The sequence below is a fragment of the Ruegeria sp. CF2 genome, from assembly GCF_056537385.1.
This window is the reverse complement of the sequence record NZ_JBQFRL010000004.1, coordinates 193,777-217,907: the sequence shown is the minus strand read 5'-3', so window position 1 is coordinate 217,907 and position 24,131 is coordinate 193,777. Positions and strand designations below refer to the sequence as shown.

Below are 24,131 nucleotides of genomic sequence, written 5' to 3'. Positions count from 1 at the left end.
GGCGTCCATGAAACTGGTGGAACAAACTGATGACCAAAAAAGCGCTGATCACCGGAATTACCGGACAGGACGGGTCTTACCTGGCCGAATTTCTGTTGGCAAAGGGCTATGAGGTTCACGGGATCAAGCGTCGGGCATCCTCGTTCAACACCCAGCGGATCGACCACATCTATCAGGACCCCCACGAGCCTGATCCGAAGCTGCGGCTGCATTACGGCGATCTGAGCGATACCTCGAACCTGACCCGCATCATTCAGGAGGTTCAGCCCGACGAAGTCTACAATCTGGGTGCCCAATCTCACGTGGCCGTCAGCTTCGAGTCGCCGGAATATACCGCGGATGTCGATGCCATCGGCACCCTGCGCCTGCTTGAGGCGATCCGGTTCCTGGGACTTGAAAACAAGACCCGGTTCTATCAGGCGTCCACGTCGGAACTCTACGGGCTGGTCCAGGAAACTCCGCAGCGCGAAACGACTCCGTTCTATCCCCGCTCGCCCTACGCGGTGGCCAAGCTGTATTCGTATTGGATCACGGTCAATTACCGCGAGGCGTACGGGATGTATGCCTGCAACGGAATCCTGTTCAATCACGAAAGCCCGCGCCGCGGCGAAACCTTTGTCACCCGCAAGATCACGCGTGGTCTGGCCAACATCGCCCAGGGCTTGGAGAAGTGCCTTTACATGGGGAATATCGACAGTCTGCGCGATTGGGGCCACGCCAAGGACTACGTGCGGATGCAGTGGATGATGTTGCAGCAGGACAAGCCCGAGGATTTTGTTATTGCCACCGGCAAGCAGTATTCCGTGCGCCAATTCATCGAATGGTCGGCGGCCGAGCTTGGGCTCACCTTGGAGTTTTCGGGCAGCGGTGTGGACGAGGTTGCAACCGTGACGGCGATCGACGGCGACAACGCCCCAGCGCTGAAACCCGGTGACGTGATCATGCGGATCGACCCGCAGTATTTCCGACCCGCCGAGGTGGACACTCTGCTGGGTGACCCGTCGAACGCCAAGGCCAAATTGGGTTGGGAGCCGGAGCTGACCGTGCAGGAAATGTGCGCAGAGATGGTTCTGGAAGACCTCAAAACCGCCAAGCGTCACGCCTTGTTGAAAGAGCACGGGTTCGAATTGCCGGTCAGCCTGGAAAACGGCTGAGGAGGCAGAAATGCGCAAGATCTACATCGCCGGACATCGTGGCATGGTGGGTGGAGCAATCCTGCGTCAGCTCAAGGCGCGCCAGGCTGATGGTGAGGCGCTTGAACTGGTGACCCGAACCCATTCCGAATTGGATCTGACCAATCAGGCGGCCGTCCGCGCCTTCATGCAGGCCGAGCGGCCAGACGTCGTGATCCTGGCCGCTGCCAAGGTGGGGGGGATTCACGCCAACAACACGTATCCTGCAGATTTCATTTACGAAAATCTGATGATCGAGTGCAACGTGATCCATCAGGCTTTTGCGGCCGGCGTACGGCGTCTTTTGCAGCTGGGCAGTTCCTGCATCTACCCGCGTGAAGCAGCGCAGCCGATGCGCGAAGACGCGTTGCTGACGGGTGTTTTGGAGCCGACGAACGAACCCTATGCGGTCGCCAAGATCGCCGGAATCAAGCTGTGCGAAAGCTACAACCGCCAGCACGGGGTCGACTACCGGTCGGTCATGCCGACCAACCTGTATGGGCCGGGCGACAATTTCCACCCTGAGAACAGCCATGTTCTGCCAGCACTGATCCGCCGCTTCCACGAAGCCAAACGCGACGGGTTGGACGAAGTGGTGATCTGGGGAACTGGGAAGCCGCGGCGTGAATTCCTGCATGTCGATGACATGGCCGAGGCATCGCTGTTCGTAATGGATTTGCCGCAGGACGTGTATCAGGCCAATACGCAACCCATGCTGAGCCACATAAACGTGGGCTGCGGGCAGGACGTTTCGATTGCCGAGCTGGCCGCACTGATCGCCAAAATCACCGGATATACCGGCTGGATCACGCAGGACACCACCAAGCCAGATGGTACGATGCGCAAGCTGATGGACGTTTCCCGGTTGGCCAAGATGGGCTGGAAGGCACGCATAGAGCTGGAAGATGGTATCCGCGAGACCTATGCTTGGTTCCTTGATCAATCGGCCGACGACCTGCGGGCCAAATAAGCACCCGGCCCAAAGACCGGGTGCGTTCGGTGATCAGAACCAGCGGCCGATGGCTGCGACTGTCGGGCTTATAGTTGCCGGATCGGACGCCGCCGACAGAACTTGCCACGCTACCTGCGTTTCGGTTGGCAAATCGAAGCTGATGAACCGTCCCAGAGCATTACCGCTGCCGCTCAGGGTCGGAGTACTGCCCACAGCAAAAGGCGCAGGGAAAATCCAAGTATTCTGGGCGCTTGCAAACAGTGGCCCCATGCCGGCAGTACAGGCCACCGAACTCGCCGCGAGGGTGCAGATCTGGGTTCCGTCCGCGAAACGAACGAATTCGCCGTTCGCATTTGCGCCGCGTTCGATCACCGCGCCGGTCGGGGTCCCGCCAGACTGCGTCACCGGACCCACGAGGTTGCCCGGTCCATATCCGTAGTCGGCTCGCATCAGCCGTCCGGGTGTTACATCTTCAGGGTTTGCTTGAACGGCCGAGCCGCTGATCGTTCCTGATGTGGCATCCACGCGCACCGCCTCGGTCCAAGAGCCTCCGTCCGGTGAAACCTTGATGGAAAAATCGGTACTGCCCGCAAGGCCCATCTCGGCGTGGCCGGTCCAGTTGGACTGAAACAGGAGGGAGGCCGTGTCAGTCGCGCTTGCCTTGTTGATCTTCAACTGGTGGCCGCTTCCGTCGTGGCTCAGCAATGTGGCTGGGCTTCGTACCGAAAGCCGGTTGGTCGGATCGTATCCGGTTGCGACCCCGACCCCGGCAAGGTTTGCAGTATTGACCGGAGGATCGATCCATCCCCCGTTGTCCCAGACCTTGAGCGCGGCGTTGGCTTGGTCCCAAACGCGCCATCCGTTTGCCGGAGTGACAAAGACCCAAGCATTGTCCAGCCAAGCCGCGAGTTGCCCAGGCCTCCCCGCCCAGGCGCCTGTCGGGCTGGCCCCCAAGCCGTAGATGGCACCTTGACCTGGTGCCGCAGGTGGAATGGTTTCATCCAGAGCCACAACACTCAGCTGCACGATCAGGTCCAGCTGCCGCAGCGCTTCGTTGTGGGTAACGTGTTTTTGCGCCTGTGACGGTTGCAGAAACGGCAGATTCAAACGGGGGGTGATTTGGGACACGGGCGGGATCCTCCTTGGGCCATCGATTCACGGAATTCGCTGCGCGCCACCCTGCCGCGGATGGGATGAATCCCCGCTTTCACGTGCGAACGGCACAAAAAGGATTTGGTTACTTGTGGATTTCCAAATACGAAACAAAGCCGCCCTTTCGGGGCGGCTGTGGATATTTTTAGTATGGAAGTCGGCCAGCTGATTCTGTCTTGTTCGCCCAAAGTGTGAACCGTTGGCGACCGGAGCCGAGGTGTTCAGCCACGATCAGTTGCGGGCGTAGACATCCTCGTACCGGATAATATCGTCCTCTCCGAGGTAGGCGCCGGTCTGGACCTCGATCAGGACCATAGGCACCTTACCGGGGTTTTCCATGCGGTGAACCGCGCCAAGGGGGATGTAGACAGACTGGTTTTCGCTGACCAGACGAACCTTGTCATCGATCGTGACCTTGGCGGTACCTTCCACAACGATCCAATGCTCGGACCTGTGGTGGTGGGATTGCAGGCTCAGGGCCGCACCGGGGTTTACGTGAATCCGTTTGACCTGGAATCGTTCGCCTACGACCAGGCTCTCGAACCAGCCCCAGGGGCGATGGTCGACCGGCAGAGCTTCGGCTTGCGGTGCCCCTTTCGCCTTAAGGGCGGCCACGGCCTGTTTGACATCCTGTGCCTTGTCCATGCTGGCCACCAGAACGGCATCCGGCATGGCCACAGCGATCATGTTCTCGAGCCCCATGGCCACGACTTCTTGGGAGGCTGACTCGGACCGGATCAACACGTTGTTGCAGTCGATCGTCGTCACCTCACCGGTGGTCGCAACGCCGTTTTCGTCGGGGCTGCTCAGCTCCTGGACGGCCGACCAGCTGCCGACATCCGACCAGCCGGCGGCATAGGGAACAACGCTCAGGTTTTTGGCCCGTTCCATGACCGCGTAGTCGATCGAAATGTCTTCGACTTTCCCCCAGGCCAATGCATCCAGTCGCAGAAAGCCAAGATCGGCCTTCGCGTCCTCGACGGCAGTCTGTACCGGCGGCAACAGGTTGGGTGCATGATCCTGGAATGCAGCGATGATGTCGCGCACCGCAAACAGGAAAATGCCGGAATTCCACAGGTAACTGCCATCGGAAATCATGGCCTTGGCCCGATCCAGATCGGGCTTTTCAACGAAATGGTCCAATGCGACCGCAGCACCTGTCGCGTCGGGCGCAGCGCTGAGCTTCAGATATCCATATCCGGTTTCCGGCCGGTCCGGAGTGATCCCGAACGTCACCAGATGGCGGTCCCTCTCGATGGCGGTCACACCTTGCGAAACCGCCGCGTGGAACGCGGACTTGTCGGGAACGACGTGATCGGACGGCGCCACCAGCATCAAAGCTTCCGGGTCTACCTTCGACAGGTAAAGCGCGGCCGCCAAGACCGCCGGAGCCGTGTTGCGGCCCTCAGGCTCAATAAGGATCGGACCGGGGTCGACACCAATGGCGGTAAGCTGCTCGGTGACGATAAAGCGGAACGATTCATTGGTTAGTATCAGGGGCTTGGCGTACGGCGCGTCCTTGGGCCCTCGCATCCTGTCCGCACAGTCCTGCAACAGGCTGCTGTTTCCGACCAGAGGCACGAACTGTTTGGGATAGCTTTTTCGGGACAGCGGCCAAAGCCGGGTTCCGGAGCCGCCGCACAGAATGACAGGATAGATGGTGGTCATGACGAATGGGCTTTTCGGCTGATTTTCTGACGTTTTATCGCAGTCATCACAGGGTGGGTGAAGGACCGCTGCTTATTGGGCGGCCCGACCTGTGGCAACAATATCATTCAAATAGGCGCTCAGGTCGTCGCGCAGGTCATTCCGGGCCAGGGCAAAGGCCACGGTAGCCTGCAGGAAGCCCGCTTTTGATCCGCAGTCGAAGCGTTGACCATCAAAGCGGTATCCGAAAACCGGGACACCGTTGCCGATGTCTTCGGCGATGGCATCGGTCAGCTGGATCTCTCCGCCGCTGCCTTTCTTCATCTGATTGAGGTTATACAGCACCGATGGCCCCAAAATGTATCGACCGATGACCGCCATGTTCGACGGAGCCTCGTCGGCCTTGGGCTTTTCAACCATGCCGCGGGCGCGGATCACCTTGCCGGAACTGTCGGCGGCGTCCAGAATCCCGTACGAGCTGGTTTTTTCGGGTGCGACCTCCATCGCGGCGACCATGTTGCCGCCGGTTTCTTCATAAGCCTCGACCATCTGCTGCAGGCAGGGTTTGTCGGCCGCAATAACGTCGTCTGGCAGCATGACCGCGAAGGGTTCATCGCCGATCAGGCGGCGGGCGCACCATACGGCGTGTCCCAGCCCCAGAGCCTTGTGTTGGCGGATATAGGCGATAGCACCGCTTTCCATGTTGGTGTTCTCGAGAACCTCCAACAAATCATCCTTGCCTTTGGCCTTCAGTTCCTGCTCCAGCACGAGATTGTGGTCGAAATAGTCTTCGAGCGCCGATTTCCCGCGTGATGTGACAAAGATGAACTCTGTAATACCCGCAGCGCGTGCTTCGTCGATGGCATATTGAACGAGGGGCCGGTCGACCAGCGTCATGATTTCCTTCGGAACGGATTTCGTTGCCGGAAGAAACCGGGTGCCCAATCCTGCGACAGGGAAAATCGCCTTGGTGACCTTGCGTGACATGTGACCTCTCAAATTCAAAAACTTAGCCGGCGGACGTGGTGCATCCGGGGCTTCCTCTTAGGCTGCGAAACCGGATCAATCAATGATGCCCGAAAAAACAGGCCGAAAACGACCGAAGGGTGCCATTTGCTCATGGCAAAGTCAAAACACCCAGTTCCAATAACTCTGCCTTAACGGGCAAGGACCCCGAAGCCGGTTGTCCGGCTTCGGGGACAGGATCAAGCGTTTGCCATGATCGCTTCCAGCGGATCATGCTCGGCCACGAAGTGCCCAGGCGCAATCTCGCTGAGCGCGGGAACATAGTCGGTCTGACCCGCCGCCAGACGGCTGGGCAGGAACCGCAGCGCCGCCTTGGGATCCATGGGTGAGGGAAGTTCGCCCGGCAGTTTCAGCCGTTGGCGGCTGCGCTCGACATCCGGGTCCGGGATCGGAACCGCCGAGATCAGCGATTGCGTGTAAGGATGAACCGGGTTCGCGCAGATCACCTCGCCATCGCCCAGTTCGACGATGCGACCCAGATACAGAACCATGATCCGGTTCGACACCGCGCGCACCACCGACAGGTCGTGGCTGATGAAGATCATCGACAGGCCGAACTCCTGCTGCAGTTCCTTCAGAAGCTGCACGATCTGCGCTTGGATCGATACGTCCAGCGCCGAGACCGCCTCGTCGCAGATGATCAGCTTGGGCTTGTTGATCATCGCCCGGGCGATGCCCACCCGCTGGTTCTGACCGCCCGACAGCTCGTGCGGGTAACGGTTGATCATGTTGGCGTTCAGGCCGACCCGTTCCATCATCTCGGCGACCATCTGCTTGCGCTCGCGCTCGGTCAGGTCGGGGCGATAGGTTTTCAGCGGTTCCGCGATCGAGGCGGAGATCGTCATTCGCGGGTCCAGGCTGGCCAGCGGGTCCTGGAACACGATCTGCAGATCCTTGCGGTACTTGTTCAGCTCGGCCCGTTTCAGCCCGACGATCGGATGGCCCAGCCAGCTGACATTCCCGTCGCTCGGCTCGATCAGCTGCAGCACGGCACGGGCGAGGGTGGACTTGCCGCAGCCAGATTCACCGACCACGCCCAGGGTTTCACCCTTGCGGATGTCAAAGCTGACCCCGTTCACCGCCTTCAACGGCACCTTGCGGCCAAAGATGCCGCCCGGAACGTGGATCGGGAAATGCACCTTGACGTCATCGACCTTCAGCAGCGGCGCCTCGTCGGTCTCCACCGCTTTGGGCGCGTCGCCCGCGTCGATGCGGGGCATGGCCTCGATCAGGGTGCGGGTATAGTCGTGCTTGGGCGCGTGGAAGATCTCGCGCGTGTCACCGGCCTCGACGAACTCACCCAGGCGCATGACCTGCACCCGGTCGCACATGCGGGCCACGACGCCCATGTCATGCGTGATCAGGGCGATGGCCGTGCCTTCGTCCTTTTGCAGACGCACCATCAGGTCCAGGATGTCGGCCTGAACGGTCACGTCCAGCGCGGTGGTCGGTTCGTCGGCGATCAGCAGCTTGGGATTGCACAGCATCGACATGGCGATCATCACCCGCTGGCGCATCCCGCCCGACAGCTCGTGCGGGAACTGGTCCAGACGGCGCGCGGCCTCAGGGATGCGCACGCGGTCCAGCCATTCCAGGCACCGTTGCCGCGCGGCCGAACCCTGCAGGCCTTCGTGCACCTGCAAGACTTCGCGCATCTGCTGGCCAACCCGCAGATGCGGAGTCAGGGCTGTCAGCGGGTCCTGAAAAATCATGCCCACATCGGCACCGCGGATCTGGTTCAGCTTGTTCACGGGCAGGTTCAGAATTTCCTGCCCGTTCAGCAGCACCGACCCGGTGGCCCGGCCCGCCGGCGGTAGCAGCCCCATCGCGGCCATGAAGGTCTGGCTTTTGCCCGACCCGCTTTCGCCGACGATGCCCAGGCATTCGCCCGGCGCGATTTCAAAGCTGATGTTCTTGACGGCCTCGACCACCCCGTCGGGCGTGTCGAACTGAACGCTCAGGTTCTTTACGGAAAGCAGGCTCATGTCAGCGGTCCTTCGGATCCAGTGCGTCACGCAGGCCATCGCCGATGAAGAACATCGTGATGATGATGGTGACGTAAAATGCCAGGGGGTACATCAGTTGCCACAACGTGCCGTAACCCATGGTTCCGGCGCCCTCGGCGATCAGACGACCCAACGAGGTATAGGGCTCGGAGATCCCCAGCCCCAGGAACGAGATGAAGCTTTCCGTCAGGATCATCTCGGGCACCAGCAGCGAGGCATAGACGATCACCACGCCCAGCAGGTTGGGCAGGATGTGGCGGTACATGATGGTGAACTCGCTGACACCGGCGGCGCGGGCGGCCTCGATGAACTCGCGGTTCTTCAGGGTCAGGGTCTGGCCGCGCACGATCCGCGCCATGGTCAGCCAGCCCACCGCACCCAGCGCGATGAACAGCATGAAGAACGACCGCCCCGCCACGACCAGCAGCAGGATGATGACCAGCGTGGCCGGAATAGCCAGCAGGATGTCGACGAAGCGCATCATCACGCCGTCGACGCGCCCGCCGATGTAACCGGCGGCGATGCCGTAGCAGGTGCCGACGATCAGCGCGGTGGCCGCCCCGATCAGACCCACCAGCAACGAGGTGGTGGTGGCCTGGATGACCCGGCTGTACAGGTCGCGCCCCAGATCGTCGACTCCGAAATAGTGCCCGGTCTCGATGGACGGCATCCCCATGCCGGCCACGTCGCCCATGACGTTCCAGTCGATTTCCTCGTTGCTCCAGACGGCAAAGTAGGGCCCGATGATCGTGAACAGAACGATCAGGCCCAGGATGAACACGCTGGCCATGGCGGCCTTGTTGCGGACAAAACGCATCCGCGCGTCCTGCCAAAGCGAACGCCCCTGAATGACCGTGTAATCGGTGATGTCTTCGGCCAGATGGGCGGCTTTCTGAGATTTTCCAAGCATTTGCCAACCCCCCTCAGTAACGGATTTTCGGATCGAACCAGGCATAAGCCAAGTCGGTCAGCAGGTTCACCAGAACGGTCAGAACGCCATATAGGATCGTGACCCCCAGCAGCACGGCATAGTCGCGCGACAGGGCCGAACCCACATAGGCCTGCCCCAGGCCGCCGGTCGAGAAGTAGATGTCAACAAACACCGACCCGGTCAGCACATAGACGAAGACCGGCCCCAGATAGGAAACCACCGGCAGCAGCGTGGGTTTCAGCGCATGGCGCCAGATCACGGTTCTGGTGGGCAGGCCCTTGGCCCGCGCGGTGCGGATGAAGTTCGAATTCAGAACCTCGAGCATCGACGAACGCGTGATCCGCGCGATCGAGCCCATGTACGAGGTCGCAAGCGCGATGACGGGCATGATCAAATATTGCCACTGGCCCCCGTTCCAGCCGCCGCCCGGCAGCCAGCCCAGCCACAGGGTGAAGGTCAGGATCAGGATCGGGCCCATGATGAAGTTCGGCAGCGCCTGGGCAGCGATGCCCAGACCCACGGCGAAATAGTCGATCCAGCTGTTGTGGCGGATCGCGGCGGCGATGCCCAAACTGACGCCCACCAGCGTGGCCACGAGGAAGGACAGCATCCCGTAGGTCAGCGAAATCGGAAAGCCCTGCGCGATGATGTCGTTCACGTCGCGGTCCTTGAACTTGAAGGACGGGCCGAAATCGAAATGCACCACGATGTTGTACAGGTAGTCCCACAGCTGTTTCCACAGCGGCTGGTCCAGCCCATAGCGCGCCTCGATATTGGCCAGAACCTGCGGCGGCAACGGCCGCTCCGAGGTGAAGGGCCCGCCGGGCGCGAAGTGCATCAGAAAGAAACTGGCGACGATCAGCAACAGGATCGTCGGAACGGCGATCAGCAGTCGCCGGATGACATAGGCAAGCATTTCATGCCCCCAATTATTGGCCCTGCCCCAGAGCATGTCCGGGGCAGGGCGCGATCAAAGGATGATGATTACTCGGCGATCTTGTAGAGGTTCTTCGAGTACCAGTTCTGCTCGACGTTGTTCACCGGCCAGTTCCCCACGTCGCTGTCCATCATGTAGACACCGGCATAGTGGTAGATCGGGATCACAGGGGTTTCCTGTGCGATGATCCGCTCAACCTCGGTGTACAGCGGGGCCGGATCGTCCGAGGTTTTGGCCTGAGCCAGCAGCTCGTCGACCTTGGCATTGTTGTACTTGCCGTCGTTATAGCCGGAATCCGACTGCAGCAGGTCCAGGAAGGTCGAGGCTTCGTTGTAGTCCCCGCACCATGCGCCACGGGCCAGTTCAAAGTTCTGGTTGCCGCGCTCTTCCAGGAAGATCTTCCATTCCATGTTGGCCAGTTCGACCTGCGCGCCCAGCTTCTGCTTCCACATCTGGCTGAGGGCCACGGCGACTTTCTTGTGCGCCTCCGAGGTGTTGTAGACCATCGCGAAGCTCAGCGGGTTGTCGGGACCGTATCCGGCCTCGGCCAGCAGTTCCTTGGCCAGCTCGTCGCGCTCGGCTTGCGTCATCGACGCCATTTCCACGACCGGCGGGGTGAACCCTGCGGTGGCTTCGGGGACGAAGGTATAGGCTTCGGGCTGACCGCCGGCCAGGATGTTCTCAGTGATGATCTTACGGTCAACCGCCAGCGACAGGGCCTGACGCACGTTCGGGTCCTTGAAGGCCTCGGGGCCGCCGTCGGACAGGTTGAACGTGTAGTAGTAGTTGCACAGGCGCGGGAAGCTGATCGCCTCGTTCGGGTATTCTTTCTTCAGGCGCGGAAACTGGCCTGCGGGCACCTCGGTGCGGTCCAGCTCACCGGCCAGATAGCGGGTCAGGGCCACGTTTTCATCGTTGATGACCAGCGCCACGACCTTGTCGATGATGGTGTTGTCGTTGTCCCAGTACATCGGGTTGCGCTCGCGCACCGAGCGTTCGTTGGGCAGGTGCTCGGTCAGGACATAGGCGCCGTTCGAGACGATGTTGCCGGGCTTGGTCCATTCATCGCCGAACTGCTCGATGACCTTCTGCGGGGCTGGGAAGGTGGTCGAGTGCGTGGTCATCTGCGGGAAATAGGGCAGCGGCGCGCTCAGTTTCACTTCCAGCGCGTGGTCGTCGATCGCCTTGACGCCCAGGTCGTCGACCGGCTTGTCGCCCGCGATGATCTCGGCGGCGTTCTCGATCGACATCAGTTCCATGAACCAGGCATAGGGCGAGGACAGGGCCGGATCGACGGCGCGTTTCCACGCAAAAACGAAATCATGTGCGGTGACCGGATCGCCGTTCGACCACTTGGCGTTGTCGCGCAGGGTGAAGGTGTAAACGTCCTTAGTTTCGTTGGTGGTATAGCCGGTGGCCACGCCCGGAACCAGGTTGCCGTCTTCGTCCTGGTTCATCAGACCTTCGAACAGGTCGCGGACAATCTCGGCGCCCGACACGTCCTCGACCACCTGCGGGTCGACCGAGCTGTGCTCGTCCAGCACGCGGTAGACGAAGGTCTGGTCATCGGCCAGCGGCTCGCCGGTGACCGGATGGGTGCCCGCGGCCAGCGCGGCTCCGGTGATGAAGGTCGAGCACAGCAGGCCCGCCACCGAGTTTCGAAGGATGGTGTTCATGATCTTCTCCCAATTATTGTGGCGGCGGTCTGCGCATCCATATGGGATGGCGTCCGGCGGCCCTGGTTGCCCGACATCCGCTGGGACCCGGTTCTTTTGAATTTTGGGTTGTGCCAATTCGCAAGGAACACTGCGTCGCAGCTTTCTGGATTGCAGTCGGTGAAGTGGATGCAAGAGCTTCCTCTCGCTGGCCGAGACCGTGCCACTATTTTGGGCAGGGTTAAAGCCTTCCCATGAGTTCGGATCGCCTAAAGGTAGAAAGAAACTTCGTGACGCGTGGTCGCTGAAATTTTGTAACGATGGCGTGTATCGTTGCGATATTTTTGTGCCCAGGCCGCCCGGATTGCAGCCCGAGGCGCGATCTGTTTCGGCAGAATTTCGCCGCTCGCTTTCGCCCGATCAGGCGAATCGCCAGCGGTCAGGGACGCAGCCGCGACTTCATCCCGGCTTCGGGGAAACAGGTGGGGCGCTGGCCGGTTTCTTCCTGCCAGCGGCCGATCGACCGGCGGGTCTTGTATCCCGGGAGCCCGTCGGCACCGCCCACGTCGTGCCCCATCGCGATCAACGCCTGCTGCATGGTCGCGATATCCGATCGGTACAGACCGCCCACCTTGCCCCAGCGCCCTTTGAAATCGCCCACGCCATACTGAATGCGATCGCCCACATGGCCCACGAACAGGGCGTAGAGGTCGCTCATGTTATAGTCTTTGAGAACGTAGAAATTGGGCGTTACGACAAAGGCCGGACCGTTCCGGCCAGCTGGCATCATCAGGTAGCCCTCGCCGCGCAGCTCGTGTTCGGGGAAGGGGCGGCCCGAGACGCGTGTGATGCCCATGGCAACCCAGTCGCGGATCGCCCGGCCCTGGTCGGGACCCTCAAGCGCGCAGGACACAGACGCCGGTACGGTCACCTCGAACCCCCAATCGCGGCCGCTGACCCAACCGTGCCGCGCAAGGTAGTTTCCGATCGACGCAATCGTGTCGTCTGCCGACCCCCAAATGTCGGCTCGGCCGTCTGCATTACCGTCGGCGGCGTGGTTCAAAAAGCTGGTCGGCATGAATTGCGGCTGGCCCAACGCACCGGCCCAACTGCTTTTCATCGCGCGGCCGTTCACGTGACCGGCCTCGACGATCTGCAGCGCGGCGATCAGTTCGCCGGTGAAATACTCCGCACGCGTGCTCATGAATCCCTTGGTGGCCAGCACCTGGATTGCGTCATGCCGGATCGGAACCTGCCCATAGCCGCTTTCTCGGCCCCAGACCGCAAGGATGATCCGGGCGGGAACGCCGGTCTGCGCCTCGACCCGGCGCAGCGTTTCCGCATGACGCTTGGCCATACGCCGACCGCCGGCGGCGGCACCCTGAACCGAATTTGCGTTGAAATACCGGCCGGGGGACCCGAACTCGGCTTGCCTTTGCTTTTGGGGTGTCCGTGCTGGAGAGCCCGGCGGCACAAGATCAGGCAGTTCCCAATTCAGGCGAACCCCGTCGGTTGCGCTGTCAAACGTGCGGCGCGATACACCCTGTGCCCGTGCCAACGGCCAGACCTGTTGTTGCAACCAGTCCTGAAACTGCCGCTCGACCACAGCTCGGTCCTGCGCGATCGCTGCGCCGGAAAACGCGATCAGTCCAATCAGAAAAAGCAGTAAACGCATGACACAATGACTGACCCGAGCCACTGGTCAAGTCAACTCGACGGTGACGTGGTTCCTGGCCGCCGGGGAAAAACCTTGTGAAATTTGCTGACTCTGCCGATAGTTGCACCAACCTGAGGTTTGATGAGGGCGATCCGGCGTGAGTGGAAACAGGACTATACCTGCGGTACTGACAGCGCTGATCGTGGTCGTATTGTGGTTGGGCACGGCGCAATCGGCTCTGGCCAGCGACAGTTTCATGGATCCTCAAGGTCCTATTGCGGCGGTCCAAAAAACACACCTGGTGCGCGCAACCGCGTTGATCCTGATCGCGGTCATTCCGGTTTTGGTTTTGGTCCCCTTGATCGCTCTACGCTATCGGCGCCGCGCGCAAAGCCCGGCTGCCTATCGGCCCAAATGGGATTTCTCGCCCATGCTGGAAACCGCGATGTGGGGTGTGCCGGTGGTGATCGTGGCGCTGCTGTCCTTTTATCTTTGGAAAGCAACCCACCGGCTGGACCCTTACGCGGCCCCGTTCGGCGATGAACCAGCCCTGCGCGTGCAGGTGGTGGGGCTGGATTGGAAATGGCTGTTCATCTACCCCGACTTGGGCATCGCGACGGTGGGTGAGTTCGGGGTACCGACAAAACAACAGGTCGCCCTGACACTGACGACGGACACGGTGATGCAGTCGTTCATGGTTCCAGCCCTGGCAGGGCAGATCTATGCGATGCCGGGAATGACGACCCAATTGCATCTCGTGGCTGATGCCCCCGGACAAATGCAGGGCGAAAACACCCAGTACAACGGGCGCGGCTTCACCAAGCAGAAGTTCCAGACGGTCGCGATGCCGCCGCCGGATTTCGACTCATGGGTCGACCGTGTTCGGCAGAACGGTATCGTTCTGGACCCGGCAACCTATCGGATACTGGCCATGCGGACGGACCGGGACGAGGTTCAGGCCGCGCTTGGCACCGCGCAGATGCCGGACAATGCGCTGTATTTCCGTCTGGATGATCGCGATCTGTTCCACAGCATCCTGGGCCGGTATCACAACGGGCAACCTCTGCCACTGGATCAGCAACCGGGAACCGCCCAATTCGGCCAGGAGGACAAGCAATGACATCTGCCGAGTCCGGTTTCTTCGGCCGTCTGAACTGGGATGCCTTCCCCATCGCCGGGCTGATCCAAGACCCCAATACGAATGAAATCGTGGCCAATGCCGCGGCGGGCGTCGTGATCGTCGGTGTGGTCGCGGTTCTGGGGCTGCTCACCTGGTTTCGCCTGTGGGGGCCGCTGTGGCGTGACTGGCTGACCAGCGCGGATCACAAGAAGATCGGCATCATGTATATCGTCTTCGCCATCGTCATGCTGGCGCGCGGCGTTCTTGAAGGCGTCGTGATGCGCGCCCAACAGGCGGCCGGGCCGGGCGAGGGGTTCCTCGAGGCCGAACACTTTGCCGAGCTGTTCAGCACCCACGGCACGATCATGATCTTCTTCGTTGCGGTGCCTTTCGTGTTCGGACTGGCGAATTTCCTTGTCCCGCTGATGATCGGCGCGCGCGACGTGGCCTTTCCGGTGATGAACCAGATCAGCCTCGGCCTGACGGTTTCGGCGGGGATGATGCTGATGGTCAGCCTGGTGGTGGGCGAGTTTTCCACCGGCGGCTGGACGGCCTATCCGCCCTATACCGGCGCGGCCTTCAATCCGGGCGTGGGGCCGGATTACTGGATCTGGGCGATCGTGGTGTCGGGCATCGGCACCACCCTGACGGGGATCAACTTTGCCGTCACGATCTACAAGCTGCGCGCGCCGGGGATGAAATTCATGCGGTTGCCGATGTATTGCTGGACGATCATCTGCAGCTCGATCCTGATCGTGTTCGCCATGCCGCCTTTGGGGGTGGCGGCGCTGTTGCTGGCCGCCGACCGGTATCTTGATTTCCATTTCTTCACCAATGACCTGGGCGGCAACATGATGAACTATGCCAACCTGTTCTGGCTGTTCGGTCACCCCGAGGTCTACCTGCTGGTTCTGCCGGCCTATGGTATCTATTCCGAAGTCTTCGCGACCTTCTCGGCCAAGCGGCTCTATGGCTACAACTCGCTGGTGATCGCGACCATGTCGATTGCGGTGCTGTCGTTTACCGTCTGGCTGCACCATTTCTTCACCATGGGTCAAAGCGCCCTGATCAACGCGGTCTTCGGCATAGCCACGATGCTGATCGCCATTCCCACGGGCGTTAAGGTCTATGACTGGATGGCCACCCTGTATCGCGGCCGCATCCGGTTCTCGGTGCCGATGCTGTACGGGCTGGCCTTTCTGTTGCTGTTCGTGATCGGGGGGCTCAGCGGTGTGATCCTGGCCAACCCGACCGTCGATTACCAAGTGCACAATACGCTGTTCCTGGTCGCGCATTTCCACAACGTGTTGCTGCCGGGTGTCCTGTTCGGCTTGCTTGCTGGCTACAACTACTGGTTTCCCAAGGCGTTCGGCTTCCGCCTGGATGAGGCCTGGGGGCGGGTTTCGGTCGTGCTGTGGACGGTGGGCTTCATGCTGACCTTCCTGCCGCTGTATTTCGTGGGTCTGATGGGTATGCCGCGCCGCTCCTACAGCTGGGAGGATCCGAGCTTTCACCCCTACATGATCACAGCCGTCATCGGCGCGCTGGTCATTCTGGCGGCCTTGCTTTCGGTCGTCGTGCAGCTGTGGGTCAGCATCCGCAACCGGGAACAGAGCCGCGTTCCGGTTGGCGACCCCTGGGACGCCCGCACGCTGGAATGGTCGATTCCGGCCCCGCCGCCGCCCTACAATTTCGCGATCATCCCGCATGTCACGGACCGCGACGATTTTGCCGCCGCGAAAGAGCGTGGCGAGGCCTACCCGCACCCCGACCGGTACGAGGACATCACCATGCCGCGCAACACCGGCATCGGTTTCGTGCTCTGCGTGCTCAGCGGTGTGTGGATGTTTGCGCTGGTCTGGTGGATCTGGTGGCTGGCGGCGCTGGTGACAGTGATGATGATCCTGTCGTTCATCCTGTGGACCTTTCAGACCGATACCGAAGAAGTGGTGTCTGCTGACGAGGTGCGCAGGCAGCACGAGGCCTGGCTGGACCTGGTCCGCAACGCGACCCCTGTGAACCGGGATCACGAAGGCGCCCCAGAAAACACCGGGCTTGCCCGACCGGATCTGGAGGCAGCGACATGAAGCCTGCACCAACCCACAGTTACCCCGGTCTGAACCTTGGGCGGCGTCATGCCAGCGCCCACAAGGCGACCGAAGTGGTGACCTTCGGTTTCTGGGTCTTTCTGATGAGCGACCTGGTCTATTTCGGGCTGATGTTCGGCGTCTACATCACCATGATCGACGCGCAGGCCGGTGGTCCGGGTCCGCACGAGTTGTTCGATCTCTACAGCATCTTTGCCCAGACGCTGATCTTGTTGACCAGCAGCCTGACTGTTGGACTTGCCATGCTGGCGCTGAAATACAACCTGCCGCGCGGTCGGATCGTCCTGTGGTTCGGGGTTACGCTGCTGCTTGGGCTGAGTTTTCTGGTCCTCGAGATCCGCGATTTCATGTCGATGGCGGACAAGGGCGGCATCCCGCAGCGCAGCGGTTTCCTGTCCGCCTTCTACGGGCTGGTGCCTCTGCACGGGCTGCATGTGGCTGCGGGCTGTGTGTGGCTGGTCGTTCTGGGCATTCAACTGCGGGTCATGGGGATGACCGACCTCGTGATTTCGCGCGTGGTGCGGCTGGCACTGTTCTGGCACTTCCTTGATCTGATCTGGATCGGCATCATCACCATCGTGTATTTCGGAGGGCTGACCTATGGATAAACGGTCCGAGATGCACAGGCGCGAGCGGCGCCGGTATGTGATCGGCTATGGCGGCTCGCTGTTGCTGACACTCACCGTGTTTGCGATCGCCTACTGGTTCGGCATCGAGACCAAGGGTGTCTACCTTGCAATTGGGCTGTTGGGTTTGGCGCAGCTAATCGTTCAACTGGTCTATTTCCTGCATATCGACCGTCGCCGCAGCAGCCGCGAAGATCTGGATTTGGTCCTGTTCTCGACGCTGGTTCTGCTGATCATCATTCTTGGAACGGTCTGGATCCTGGGCAATCTGGCCATGCGGATGCACATGCCGGGCATGTAGCGACCGGCTAGCCCATCATCCACAGTCCCAGCCACAGGGCCAGCCAGCACAGTCCGAGGCTGAGCAGGATGTTTCCACCCGCAAGGACAATCGTCCGCTCACGCTGCAGTTCAAGAGACTGGTAGGCAAAGCTGGAGAATGTCGTGAACCCTCCGCAAAAGCCGAAAACCAGGCGCTTTTCTTCTTCGGCCATCTCCACGGGCCCGCCGAGGTACCCGATCCAAAGCCCCAACAACAGGCTGCCCAATACGTTCACGACCAGCGTCGAGACCGGCAGGTCGTGGGTGATGGCCCGCGCGACCCAGTGGCGAAGGACTGCTCCCAGTCCGCCGCCCAGCCCAAACACCGCATGCAGATACAGATCGGTCATTCGGCCCGCCCTCCTGAGCTGCGGCGGCGTCCGATTGCCTCGCCCAGAATGGCCGCGCCCAAACCACAGATAACTTCGGCCGCCAACGGGAAGATGACCGACCAGCCGTCGGTTTCAGCGATCCGTTCCAGTTCGGCGGCAAAGGACGAAAACGTCGACAATCCGCCGCAGAAACCAACGGCCCCGAGGTGCAGAACATGGGCATGCACCCGGCCCCGTATGGCGTAGAGCCATCCCAGAATGAAACAGGCCACGACATTGATGCCGAAGGTCGATGTCAGCAACGGCATCCCCGGGATTTCCAGCGCAAACAGTTCGCGCAGGATCGACCCAGCCGCCCCGCCGACAAAGACGGCGGCGTACATCATGGGCTTCCCCGAAACTGCCGCCTGAGTTTTGGCCAAGGACGCTTCTCCGCCTGTGGGGTTTGGATTTGGATAGCGGCTGTGCCGCCCGGGTTCAACCGCCGCAACCAAGCCACCGCAAATCCGCGCGATGCCCGGGGTGGCTGTACAAAGGCTTGCAATCAAAGGGCAACCTGCCCACGATCTATCGGGACAGGCCCGATGGGGTCGGAACCAGAGGGCAGGTCATGACGTCGAATTCCGTATGCAAGGTATTGCTGGATATTCTCGCGGATGCCGGAGGGTGCCAGATCTTCGGCGTGACGGGCGATGCGCTCAACCCCCTGCTTGAAGCCATGCGCGGGGATAGCCGATTCGAATGGATCGGGGTCAGGCACGAGGAAAACGCAGCCTATGCAGCCTATGCCCAGGCGCATCTGACCGGCGGGATCGGGATTTGTGCCGGAACCGTCGGTCCCGGCGCGCTTCACCTGATCAATGGACTGTACAACGCCCGGCGTGAGGGTGCAGGGGTCGTGGCGATCACAGGTCAGGTCGCTCATCGGGAGCGCGGGACCGGATACCACCAGGAAGTCAATCTTGAGAAAGTGTTCGAGGATGTCTGCGGCTATCAGGCCGTGATCAATTCGCCGGACCAGATGCCGCGACTGGCTCAGATCGCCGTGCAACGCGCCTTGATCAACCGCGAGGTCGTGCGGATCGAACTGCCCATCGACATATCCGAACAGCAGGTGCCCAGCTTGCACCAACTGCACCCGATCCTGAAAACGCCATCAACGCTGATCCCGCCCGAATCCGAAATCGACCGTGCGGCTGAGATCATCAACGCGGGCAGGAAAGTCGCTCTTTTCGCCGGCGTGGGATGCAGAGAAGCCAAAGACAAGGTTCTGGCTCTGTCCCAACGGCTGAACGCGCCGATCACGCATTCCCTCAAGGGCAAGGACATTTTTGACTATGATGATCCCAACGTGGTCGGGATGACCGGGTTGATCGGCAATCCCGGCGGGTATCATGCAGTGCGCGACTGCGATGTGCTGGTGATGCTGGGGACGGACTTCCCATACGAGTGGTTCCTGCCGGAAAACGCGAAAATCATCCAGATCGATCGCAACGTCGAACATCTGGGACGCCGCGCGCCCATCGCATCGGGATTGCTGGGAGATGTGGGCGCGACGCTGGATTTGCTCTTGCCAAAGCTGGCCGCAAAGGACGACAGGGCGTTTGCCGATCGTCAAGTCAAGCTGTGTACGAAATGGCTGGCGCAGCAAGACCGCGACTCCAGTCTCGAGCGCGACACCGAGCCACTCCACCCGCAGCTATTCGCGCGGCAGGTCTCCGACAAGGCTGCCGATGACGCGATATTTGCAATGGACATCGGCGAATGCACGGTCTGGGTGGCGCGTCAGACGCGGATGAAAGGCGGACGGCGCATGGTGGGGTCGTTCAACCATTCGTCACTGGGGTCCGGGTTGCCTTCGGCGTTGGGAGCCGCCGCACTGGATCCGCAGCGCGAGGTTTGGGCGTTCTGCGGGGATGGCGGTTTTGGCATGTCCATGCAGGATTTCGTGACTGCCGTGCGCTACGAGTGGCCCATCAAGGTGCTGGTCTTCAACAACCAGACGCTCGGCTTCGTGAAGATGGAGATGGAGGTGGCGGGTTATCCGCTGAACCCCGCTGCTACCGATCTGGTGAACCCGGACTTTGCGGAATACGCGAGGGTTTGCGGTGGGGATGGGGTCCGTGTGGAACGTGCGGCTGACATCCCCGAGGCCGTCGCGCGGGCCAAAGCCAGCCGAAAGCCATTCATCATCGACGCCATGGTCACGCCCGGCGAGTTGGTCATGCCTCCGCATATCGATACCAAGATGGCCTGGGGTTTCGGCATGTCGAAACTGAAAGAAGGCATCCTGCTGGCCAAGGGTGAACACGCGCAGTGGGACAACTGGGTCAAGGAACTCAAGGCCAACCTCTGACCGGTTGGCCCAAGGGAGAGCAAGATGATCGTACGTCGAATCTATTATGTCGTGACCTATGTGGTTCTGCCTTTGACCGTGGTCTGGGGTTTGTACTGGCCTCCGGCATTCTGGCTGCTGATTTTGCTCGTCCCTTACGCGTTGGTCGGGCTGTACGACATGCTGACCACCAAACACAACGTACTGAACAACTATCCGGTTCTGGGCCATTTCCGGTACATGCTGGAGTTCGTCAGCCCGGAAATCCGCCAGTATTTCGTGGAAACCAACGAAAGCGGGCGGCCCTTCAATAGGATCATTCGCGCGCTGGTGTATTCACGAGCAAAGGGACAGGTCGACACTCAGGCCTTCGGCACCCAGTACGATATCACCGAAGTCGGATATCACCGGGCCAACCATTCGCTTGCGCCTAAGGACGTTCCAGAAAGCGAAGAGCGTGTGATGCTGGGCGGTCCTCAGTGTGAAAAGCCCTATCTCGCATCGCGGCTGAACGTTTCAGCGATGAGCTTCGGAGCACTTAGCGCCAACGCGATCCGCGCCCTGAACGGCGGGGCCAAGGATGGCGGTTTCGCACACAACACGGGCGAGGGCGGGCTGTCGCCGCACCATCTTGCCGAAGGCGGCGATATCATCTGGCAGATTGGCACCGGATACTTCGGTTGTCGGACGGCAGAGGGCGGCTTTGACAAGGACAAGTTCGCCCAGAATGCCCAGAAGGATGTCGTGAAGGCGATTGAGATCAAACTGTCCCAAGGCGCGAAACCGTCCCATGGCGGTGTTCTGCCGGCGGCCAAGGTCGATGAAGAGATCGCGCTTATTCGCGGCGTACCCGTGCATCAGGATGTGATTTCGCCACCCATTCACTCGGCCTTTGACGGGCCAACGGGCCTGATGCATTTCGTGCAGCACCTGCGCGAAATGTCCGGGGGCAAACCCGTCGGTTTTAAGCTGTGCATCGGCAACCGGTCCGAGTTCATGGGGATCTGCAAGGCCATGCTGGAAACCGGCATTCTGCCCGATTTCATCACCGTAGACGGGGCCGAGGGCGGGACCGGCGCGGCGCCTGTGGAATTCACCAACCGTCTGGGCGTACCGTTGAACGAAGGGCTGATCTTCGTGAACAACTGTCTGCGCGGAGTAGGTCTGCGGGACAAGATCCGGGTGATCTGTTCAGGCAAAGTGGCAACCGGCTATGACATGATCGAGAAATTCGCGCTGGGGGCTGACATGTGCAATGCGGCGCGGGCGATGATGTTCGCCGTGGGCTGCATTCAGGCCCTGCATTGCAATACGAACCGCTGCCCGTCGGGCGTCGCAACACAGGATCCCATTCGCGGCCGCGCGGTCAACGTGCCGCAGAAACGCAAGCGGGTTCACCGCTTTCATGACGCCACCCTGGAAAGCTTTCGCGAAATACTGGGTGCAATGGGGAAAGAGCGCGTATCTGACCTCGGCCCATCCGATATCTACCGCCGAATTGCCAACGAGCGCGAGTGCTCATACGCGGAACTTTACACCTTTATCGAGCCAGGTGCCTTGTTGAAAGACACAGTGCCGCAGGAATTTGCAGCGGATTGGCAGAAGGCGTCGGCCAGCCATTTCTGATTTTTTCTCGAATGGTCCAAGGATCCGTTCCTGTCTTGCGTCTGAATAGTCAGAATGAGCAAACTGACCTCGGATGAAGAATTGGCCCATGCGGCCACCAACGGGGACGCGGAAGCGTTCGCGACGCTGCTTGGGCGGCACTATGACCGCGTGTTCCGGCTGGCCTTTCGGCTGACCGGCAGCGCCGAGGTCGCCGAAGATCTGACGCAGGACATATGTGCCGCCTTGCCCGCCAAAATTGTCGGCTTTCGAGCGAGTTCAAAGTTCACGACCTGGCTGTATCGGGTCGTCTGCAACGCGGCACACGATGCGCGGCGTCGAACGGCCAGCCGAAACCGTGCAGCAATCGGCTGGGGCGATGTGGAAAAGATGCGGCGCGCCGAAGCCGTCGAGACGGCCGAGGCCCTGTCATGGCTGCAACGGGCCATGCAGAGCTTGCCCGAAGATCTGCGTCAGACACTGGCGCTGACGCTGGATGATGAAATGACCCATGCACAGGCCGCCGACGTGCTGGGCGTGTCCGAGGGCACGGTCTCATGGCGCCTGTCCGAAGCCCGAAAGCGCCTGCGCGCGATCAAACAAGAGGAGCTTGCCCAATGAGTGATGAGCTCGATGATCTGAAAACACTGATGGATGCCGCAACGCCTGCAGCAGATGAAAAGCGGCGGGCCGTCAATTTGGAGCTGGCCAGAAAAAACTTTGCTGATCTCCAAGGATCCCGACCCGGTACGCGTCCCAATGTCAAGCGAGGCCCGTTGGCCCGCGTGACAGAAGGAACCAAAGCCATGTTGAATGCAATTTCGACCCGCGGCACGCTGGCCGCTACAACAGCCATCGCTGCCGTTGCGCTGATCATGATCGTGCCGCAGACACGGGACGGTGTGCTGTCCCCCAGGTTCGGTACCGAGACCCGGGTGATCGGCCAGCCGCAGGCGGTTCGGCCAACCGGTCGATCAGACGCTGAAACGGCCGAGATGGATCTCGAGGAACCCGTTGTCGAAGCGCCGATGGTTGTGGATGAAGCCCGGGAACCTCTGGCAAAACGCAGCCTTCTCTCGCAAGGCCGCCTCGCCGACAGCACAGTGGCCCCTTCGGTTTCGAGCGACGCTTTTCGTCCGCCAGCGCGACCCGAGCAGTCGTCCGAAGAATTTGCAAACGCCGAAACCAACTCACTCAAGGTCACCGCGGAAGAACCGGTTTCCACGTTTTCGATTGACGTCGATACCGCATCTTACGCCATCGTCAGGTCCTCGCTTCTGGCTGGTCACTTGCCCCCGCGTGACGCGGTGCGGATTGAAGAAATGGCAAACTACTTTCCCTATTCCTATCCGGCGCCGGACGGCGCGGTGCCGTTTCAGCCAAGCATCACGGTCATGCCCAGCCCCTGGAATACCGGTACTCGACTGGTCCATATCGGCATTCAGGGAACGCTTCCGGTGATCGAGGAGCGTCCGGCGCTCAATCTTGTCTTTCTCATCGACACCTCGGGCTCGATGCAGGACGCCAGCAAGTTGCCCTTGTTGAAACGGTCCTTGCGCCTGATGTTGCCCAAGTTGCGACCCGAGGATCAGGTGTCGATCGTGACCTATGCTGGCAGTGCGGGCCAGGTTCTGGAGCCGACATCTGCAGCCGATCAGGCCAAGATCCTGCGGGCGCTCGAACAATTGGACGCGGGCGGGTCCACAGCGGGACAAGCCGGGCTTCAGCAAGCCTATCAGGTTGCTGAAGACATGGCCGCCGAGGGCGAGGTGACGCGGGTCATTCTGGCCACGGACGGGGATTTCAACGTTGGCCTGTCCGATCCCGAAGCTCTCAAGGAGTTTATCTCTGACAAGCGCGACAGCGGAACATACCTGAGCGTTCTGGGTTTCGGGCGCGGTAACCTTGATGACGCGACGATGCAGGCCCTGGCCCAGAACGGAAACGGTCAGGCGGCTTACATCGACACGCTGGGTGAGGCCCGCAAAGTGCTGGTTGACCAACTGACCGGTGCGCTGTTTCCGATTGCCAACGACGTCAAGATTCAGGTCGAATTCAACCCTGCCCAAATCGCCGAATACCGCCTGATCGGATACGAAACCCGCGCTTTGCGCCGCGAGGACTTTTTGAATGACACTGTTGATGCGGGCGACATAGGTGCTGGCCACAGCGTGACCGCGATTTACGAAGTCACGCCGGTCGGCTCCAACGCAATTCGCAATGCACCGCTACGGTATGGAAACACCGCCCCCGCTTCGGGCAGTGATGAAATCGGCTATTTCAAGCTGCGGTACAAAACACCCGGCGACACGCGCGGCCAATTGATCGAGCAACCGATCTTGGACGGGCAGGGCCGCCAGACGGACGACGTGAGGTTTTCCGTCGCGATTGCAGGTTTCGGCCAGTTGTTGCGCGGCGGCACTTACCTGTCCGACTGGAGCTATGATGATGCAATCGCGATGGGCAACACAGCCCGTGGGGCCGATCCTTTCGGGTACCGGACCGAAGCCGTGACCCTGATGCGTCTGGCGCAATCCCTGTCAAAATAA

Annotated in this window: 20 protein-coding genes; 10 read left to right on the top strand and 10 right to left on the bottom strand. The window is 60.8% G+C overall.

From position 1 onward, the window contains the following. The first annotated feature begins 29 nt into the window (after positions 1-29). Positions 30-1,154 carry a GDP-mannose 4,6-dehydratase gene (gene gmd, locus ACR0IR_RS16590; protein WP_170365953.1) on the top strand — a complete coding sequence of 375 codons (1,125 nt, stop codon included), beginning with the start codon at positions 30-32 and terminating at the stop codon, positions 1,152-1,154. Between the two features lie 10 nt (positions 1,155-1,164). After that, positions 1,165-2,142 (top strand): GDP-L-fucose synthase, encoded by a 978-nt coding sequence (gene fcl, locus ACR0IR_RS16585; RefSeq protein ID WP_170365952.1) that lies wholly within the window; start codon positions 1,165-1,167, stop codon positions 2,140-2,142. Between the two features lie 33 nt (positions 2,143-2,175). On the opposite strand, the gene ACR0IR_RS16580 is transcribed toward fcl, so the two are convergent. From ACR0IR_RS16580 to ACR0IR_RS16545, 8 genes are all read right to left on the bottom strand, one after another. Then, complete coding sequence (locus ACR0IR_RS16580; RefSeq protein WP_170365950.1) at positions 2,176-3,252, bottom strand: DUF2793 domain-containing protein; 1,077 nt, start codon at positions 3,250-3,252, stop codon at positions 2,176-2,178. A 255-nt stretch (positions 3,253-3,507) separates the two neighbouring features. Then, positions 3,508-4,944 carry a mannose-1-phosphate guanylyltransferase/mannose-6-phosphate isomerase gene (locus ACR0IR_RS16575; protein ID WP_170365948.1) on the bottom strand — a complete coding sequence of 479 codons (1,437 nt, stop codon included), beginning with the start codon at positions 4,942-4,944 and terminating at the stop codon, positions 3,508-3,510. A gap of 72 nt (positions 4,945-5,016) precedes the next feature. Continuing rightward, positions 5,017-5,910 (bottom strand): UTP--glucose-1-phosphate uridylyltransferase GalU, encoded by an 894-nt coding sequence (gene galU, locus ACR0IR_RS16570; protein ID WP_093963131.1) that lies wholly within the window; start codon positions 5,908-5,910, stop codon positions 5,017-5,019. 218 nt (positions 5,911-6,128) lie between these two features. Next, positions 6,129-7,934, bottom strand: a complete 1,806-nt coding sequence (locus ACR0IR_RS16565) for an ABC transporter ATP-binding protein (protein ID WP_170365946.1) — start codon at positions 7,932-7,934, stop codon at positions 6,129-6,131. A 1-nt stretch (position 7,935) separates the two neighbouring features. Next, positions 7,936-8,865, bottom strand: a complete 930-nt coding sequence (locus ACR0IR_RS16560; protein WP_170341315.1) for an ABC transporter permease subunit — start codon at positions 8,863-8,865, stop codon at positions 7,936-7,938. A gap of 13 nt (positions 8,866-8,878) precedes the next feature. Next, positions 8,879-9,802 carry an oligopeptide ABC transporter permease OppB gene (gene oppB, locus ACR0IR_RS16555; protein WP_093963128.1) on the bottom strand — a complete coding sequence of 308 codons (924 nt, stop codon included), beginning with the start codon at positions 9,800-9,802 and terminating at the stop codon, positions 8,879-8,881. 68 nt (positions 9,803-9,870) lie between these two features. After that, positions 9,871-11,499, bottom strand: a complete 1,629-nt coding sequence (locus ACR0IR_RS16550) for a peptide ABC transporter substrate-binding protein (protein WP_480779147.1) — start codon at positions 11,497-11,499, stop codon at positions 9,871-9,873. Positions 11,500-11,917: 418 nt separating this feature from the next. After that, positions 11,918-13,153: a lytic murein transglycosylase gene (locus ACR0IR_RS16545; RefSeq protein ID WP_170365944.1), complete on the bottom strand. Its 1,236-nt coding sequence runs from the start codon at positions 13,151-13,153 to the stop codon at positions 11,918-11,920. A gap of 139 nt (positions 13,154-13,292) precedes the next feature. Between ACR0IR_RS16545 and ACR0IR_RS16540 the strand changes: the two genes are divergently transcribed. The 4 genes from ACR0IR_RS16540 to ACR0IR_RS16525 are packed head-to-tail and all read left to right on the top strand — an operon-like array spanning position 13,293 to position 17,290. Then, positions 13,293-14,255 (top strand): cytochrome ubiquinol oxidase subunit II, encoded by a 963-nt coding sequence (locus ACR0IR_RS16540; RefSeq protein ID WP_367647706.1) that lies wholly within the window; start codon positions 13,293-13,295, stop codon positions 14,253-14,255. Next, the gene (locus tag ACR0IR_RS16535; RefSeq protein ID WP_480779146.1) at positions 14,252-16,342 is read left to right on the top strand and encodes a cbb3-type cytochrome c oxidase subunit I; all 2,091 of its coding nucleotides are present in this window, start codon (positions 14,252-14,254) and stop codon (positions 16,340-16,342) included. Before ACR0IR_RS16540 ends, ACR0IR_RS16535 begins: the two co-directional genes overlap by 4 nt. Further along, positions 16,339-16,971, top strand: a complete 633-nt coding sequence (locus ACR0IR_RS16530) for a cytochrome c oxidase subunit 3 (protein ID WP_170365940.1) — start codon at positions 16,339-16,341, stop codon at positions 16,969-16,971. The genes ACR0IR_RS16535 and ACR0IR_RS16530 overlap by 4 nt, the downstream gene beginning before the upstream one ends. Beyond that, on the top strand, positions 16,964-17,290 hold the full coding sequence (locus tag ACR0IR_RS16525) for a cytochrome o ubiquinol oxidase subunit IV (protein ID WP_244952445.1): 327 nt from the start codon (positions 16,964-16,966) through the stop codon (positions 17,288-17,290). The genes ACR0IR_RS16530 and ACR0IR_RS16525 overlap by 8 nt, the downstream gene beginning before the upstream one ends. 7 nt (positions 17,291-17,297) lie before the next feature. On the opposite strand, the gene ACR0IR_RS16520 is transcribed toward ACR0IR_RS16525, so the two are convergent. Further along, entirely contained in the window at positions 17,298-17,660 is a 363-nt protein-coding gene (locus ACR0IR_RS16520) for a fluoride efflux transporter FluC (RefSeq protein WP_170365938.1), read from the bottom strand. Then, on the bottom strand, positions 17,657-18,028 hold the full coding sequence (locus tag ACR0IR_RS16515) for a fluoride efflux transporter FluC (RefSeq protein ID WP_254440382.1): 372 nt from the start codon (positions 18,026-18,028) through the stop codon (positions 17,657-17,659). Before ACR0IR_RS16515 ends, ACR0IR_RS16520 begins: the two co-directional genes overlap by 4 nt. A gap of 224 nt (positions 18,029-18,252) precedes the next feature. Between ACR0IR_RS16515 and ACR0IR_RS16510 the strand changes: the two genes are divergently transcribed. Genes ACR0IR_RS16510 through ACR0IR_RS16495 form a run of 4 tightly spaced genes read left to right on the top strand, consistent with a single transcriptional unit; the run spans position 18,253 to position 24,131 of the window. Further along, positions 18,253-19,998 (top strand): thiamine pyrophosphate-dependent enzyme, encoded by a 1,746-nt coding sequence (locus ACR0IR_RS16510; protein WP_170365937.1) that lies wholly within the window; start codon positions 18,253-18,255, stop codon positions 19,996-19,998. Positions 19,999-20,022: 24 nt separating this feature from the next. Then, a complete protein-coding gene (locus tag ACR0IR_RS16505) occupies positions 20,023-21,603 on the top strand; it encodes an FMN-binding glutamate synthase family protein (RefSeq protein WP_170341330.1) in 1,581 nt (526 codons plus the stop codon). A gap of 54 nt (positions 21,604-21,657) precedes the next feature. Further along, complete coding sequence (locus ACR0IR_RS16500) at positions 21,658-22,203, top strand: RNA polymerase sigma factor (protein WP_170365935.1); 546 nt, start codon at positions 21,658-21,660, stop codon at positions 22,201-22,203. Next, positions 22,200-24,131 (top strand): vWA domain-containing protein, encoded by a 1,932-nt coding sequence (locus ACR0IR_RS16495; RefSeq protein ID WP_170365933.1) that lies wholly within the window; start codon positions 22,200-22,202, stop codon positions 24,129-24,131. Before ACR0IR_RS16500 ends, ACR0IR_RS16495 begins: the two co-directional genes overlap by 4 nt.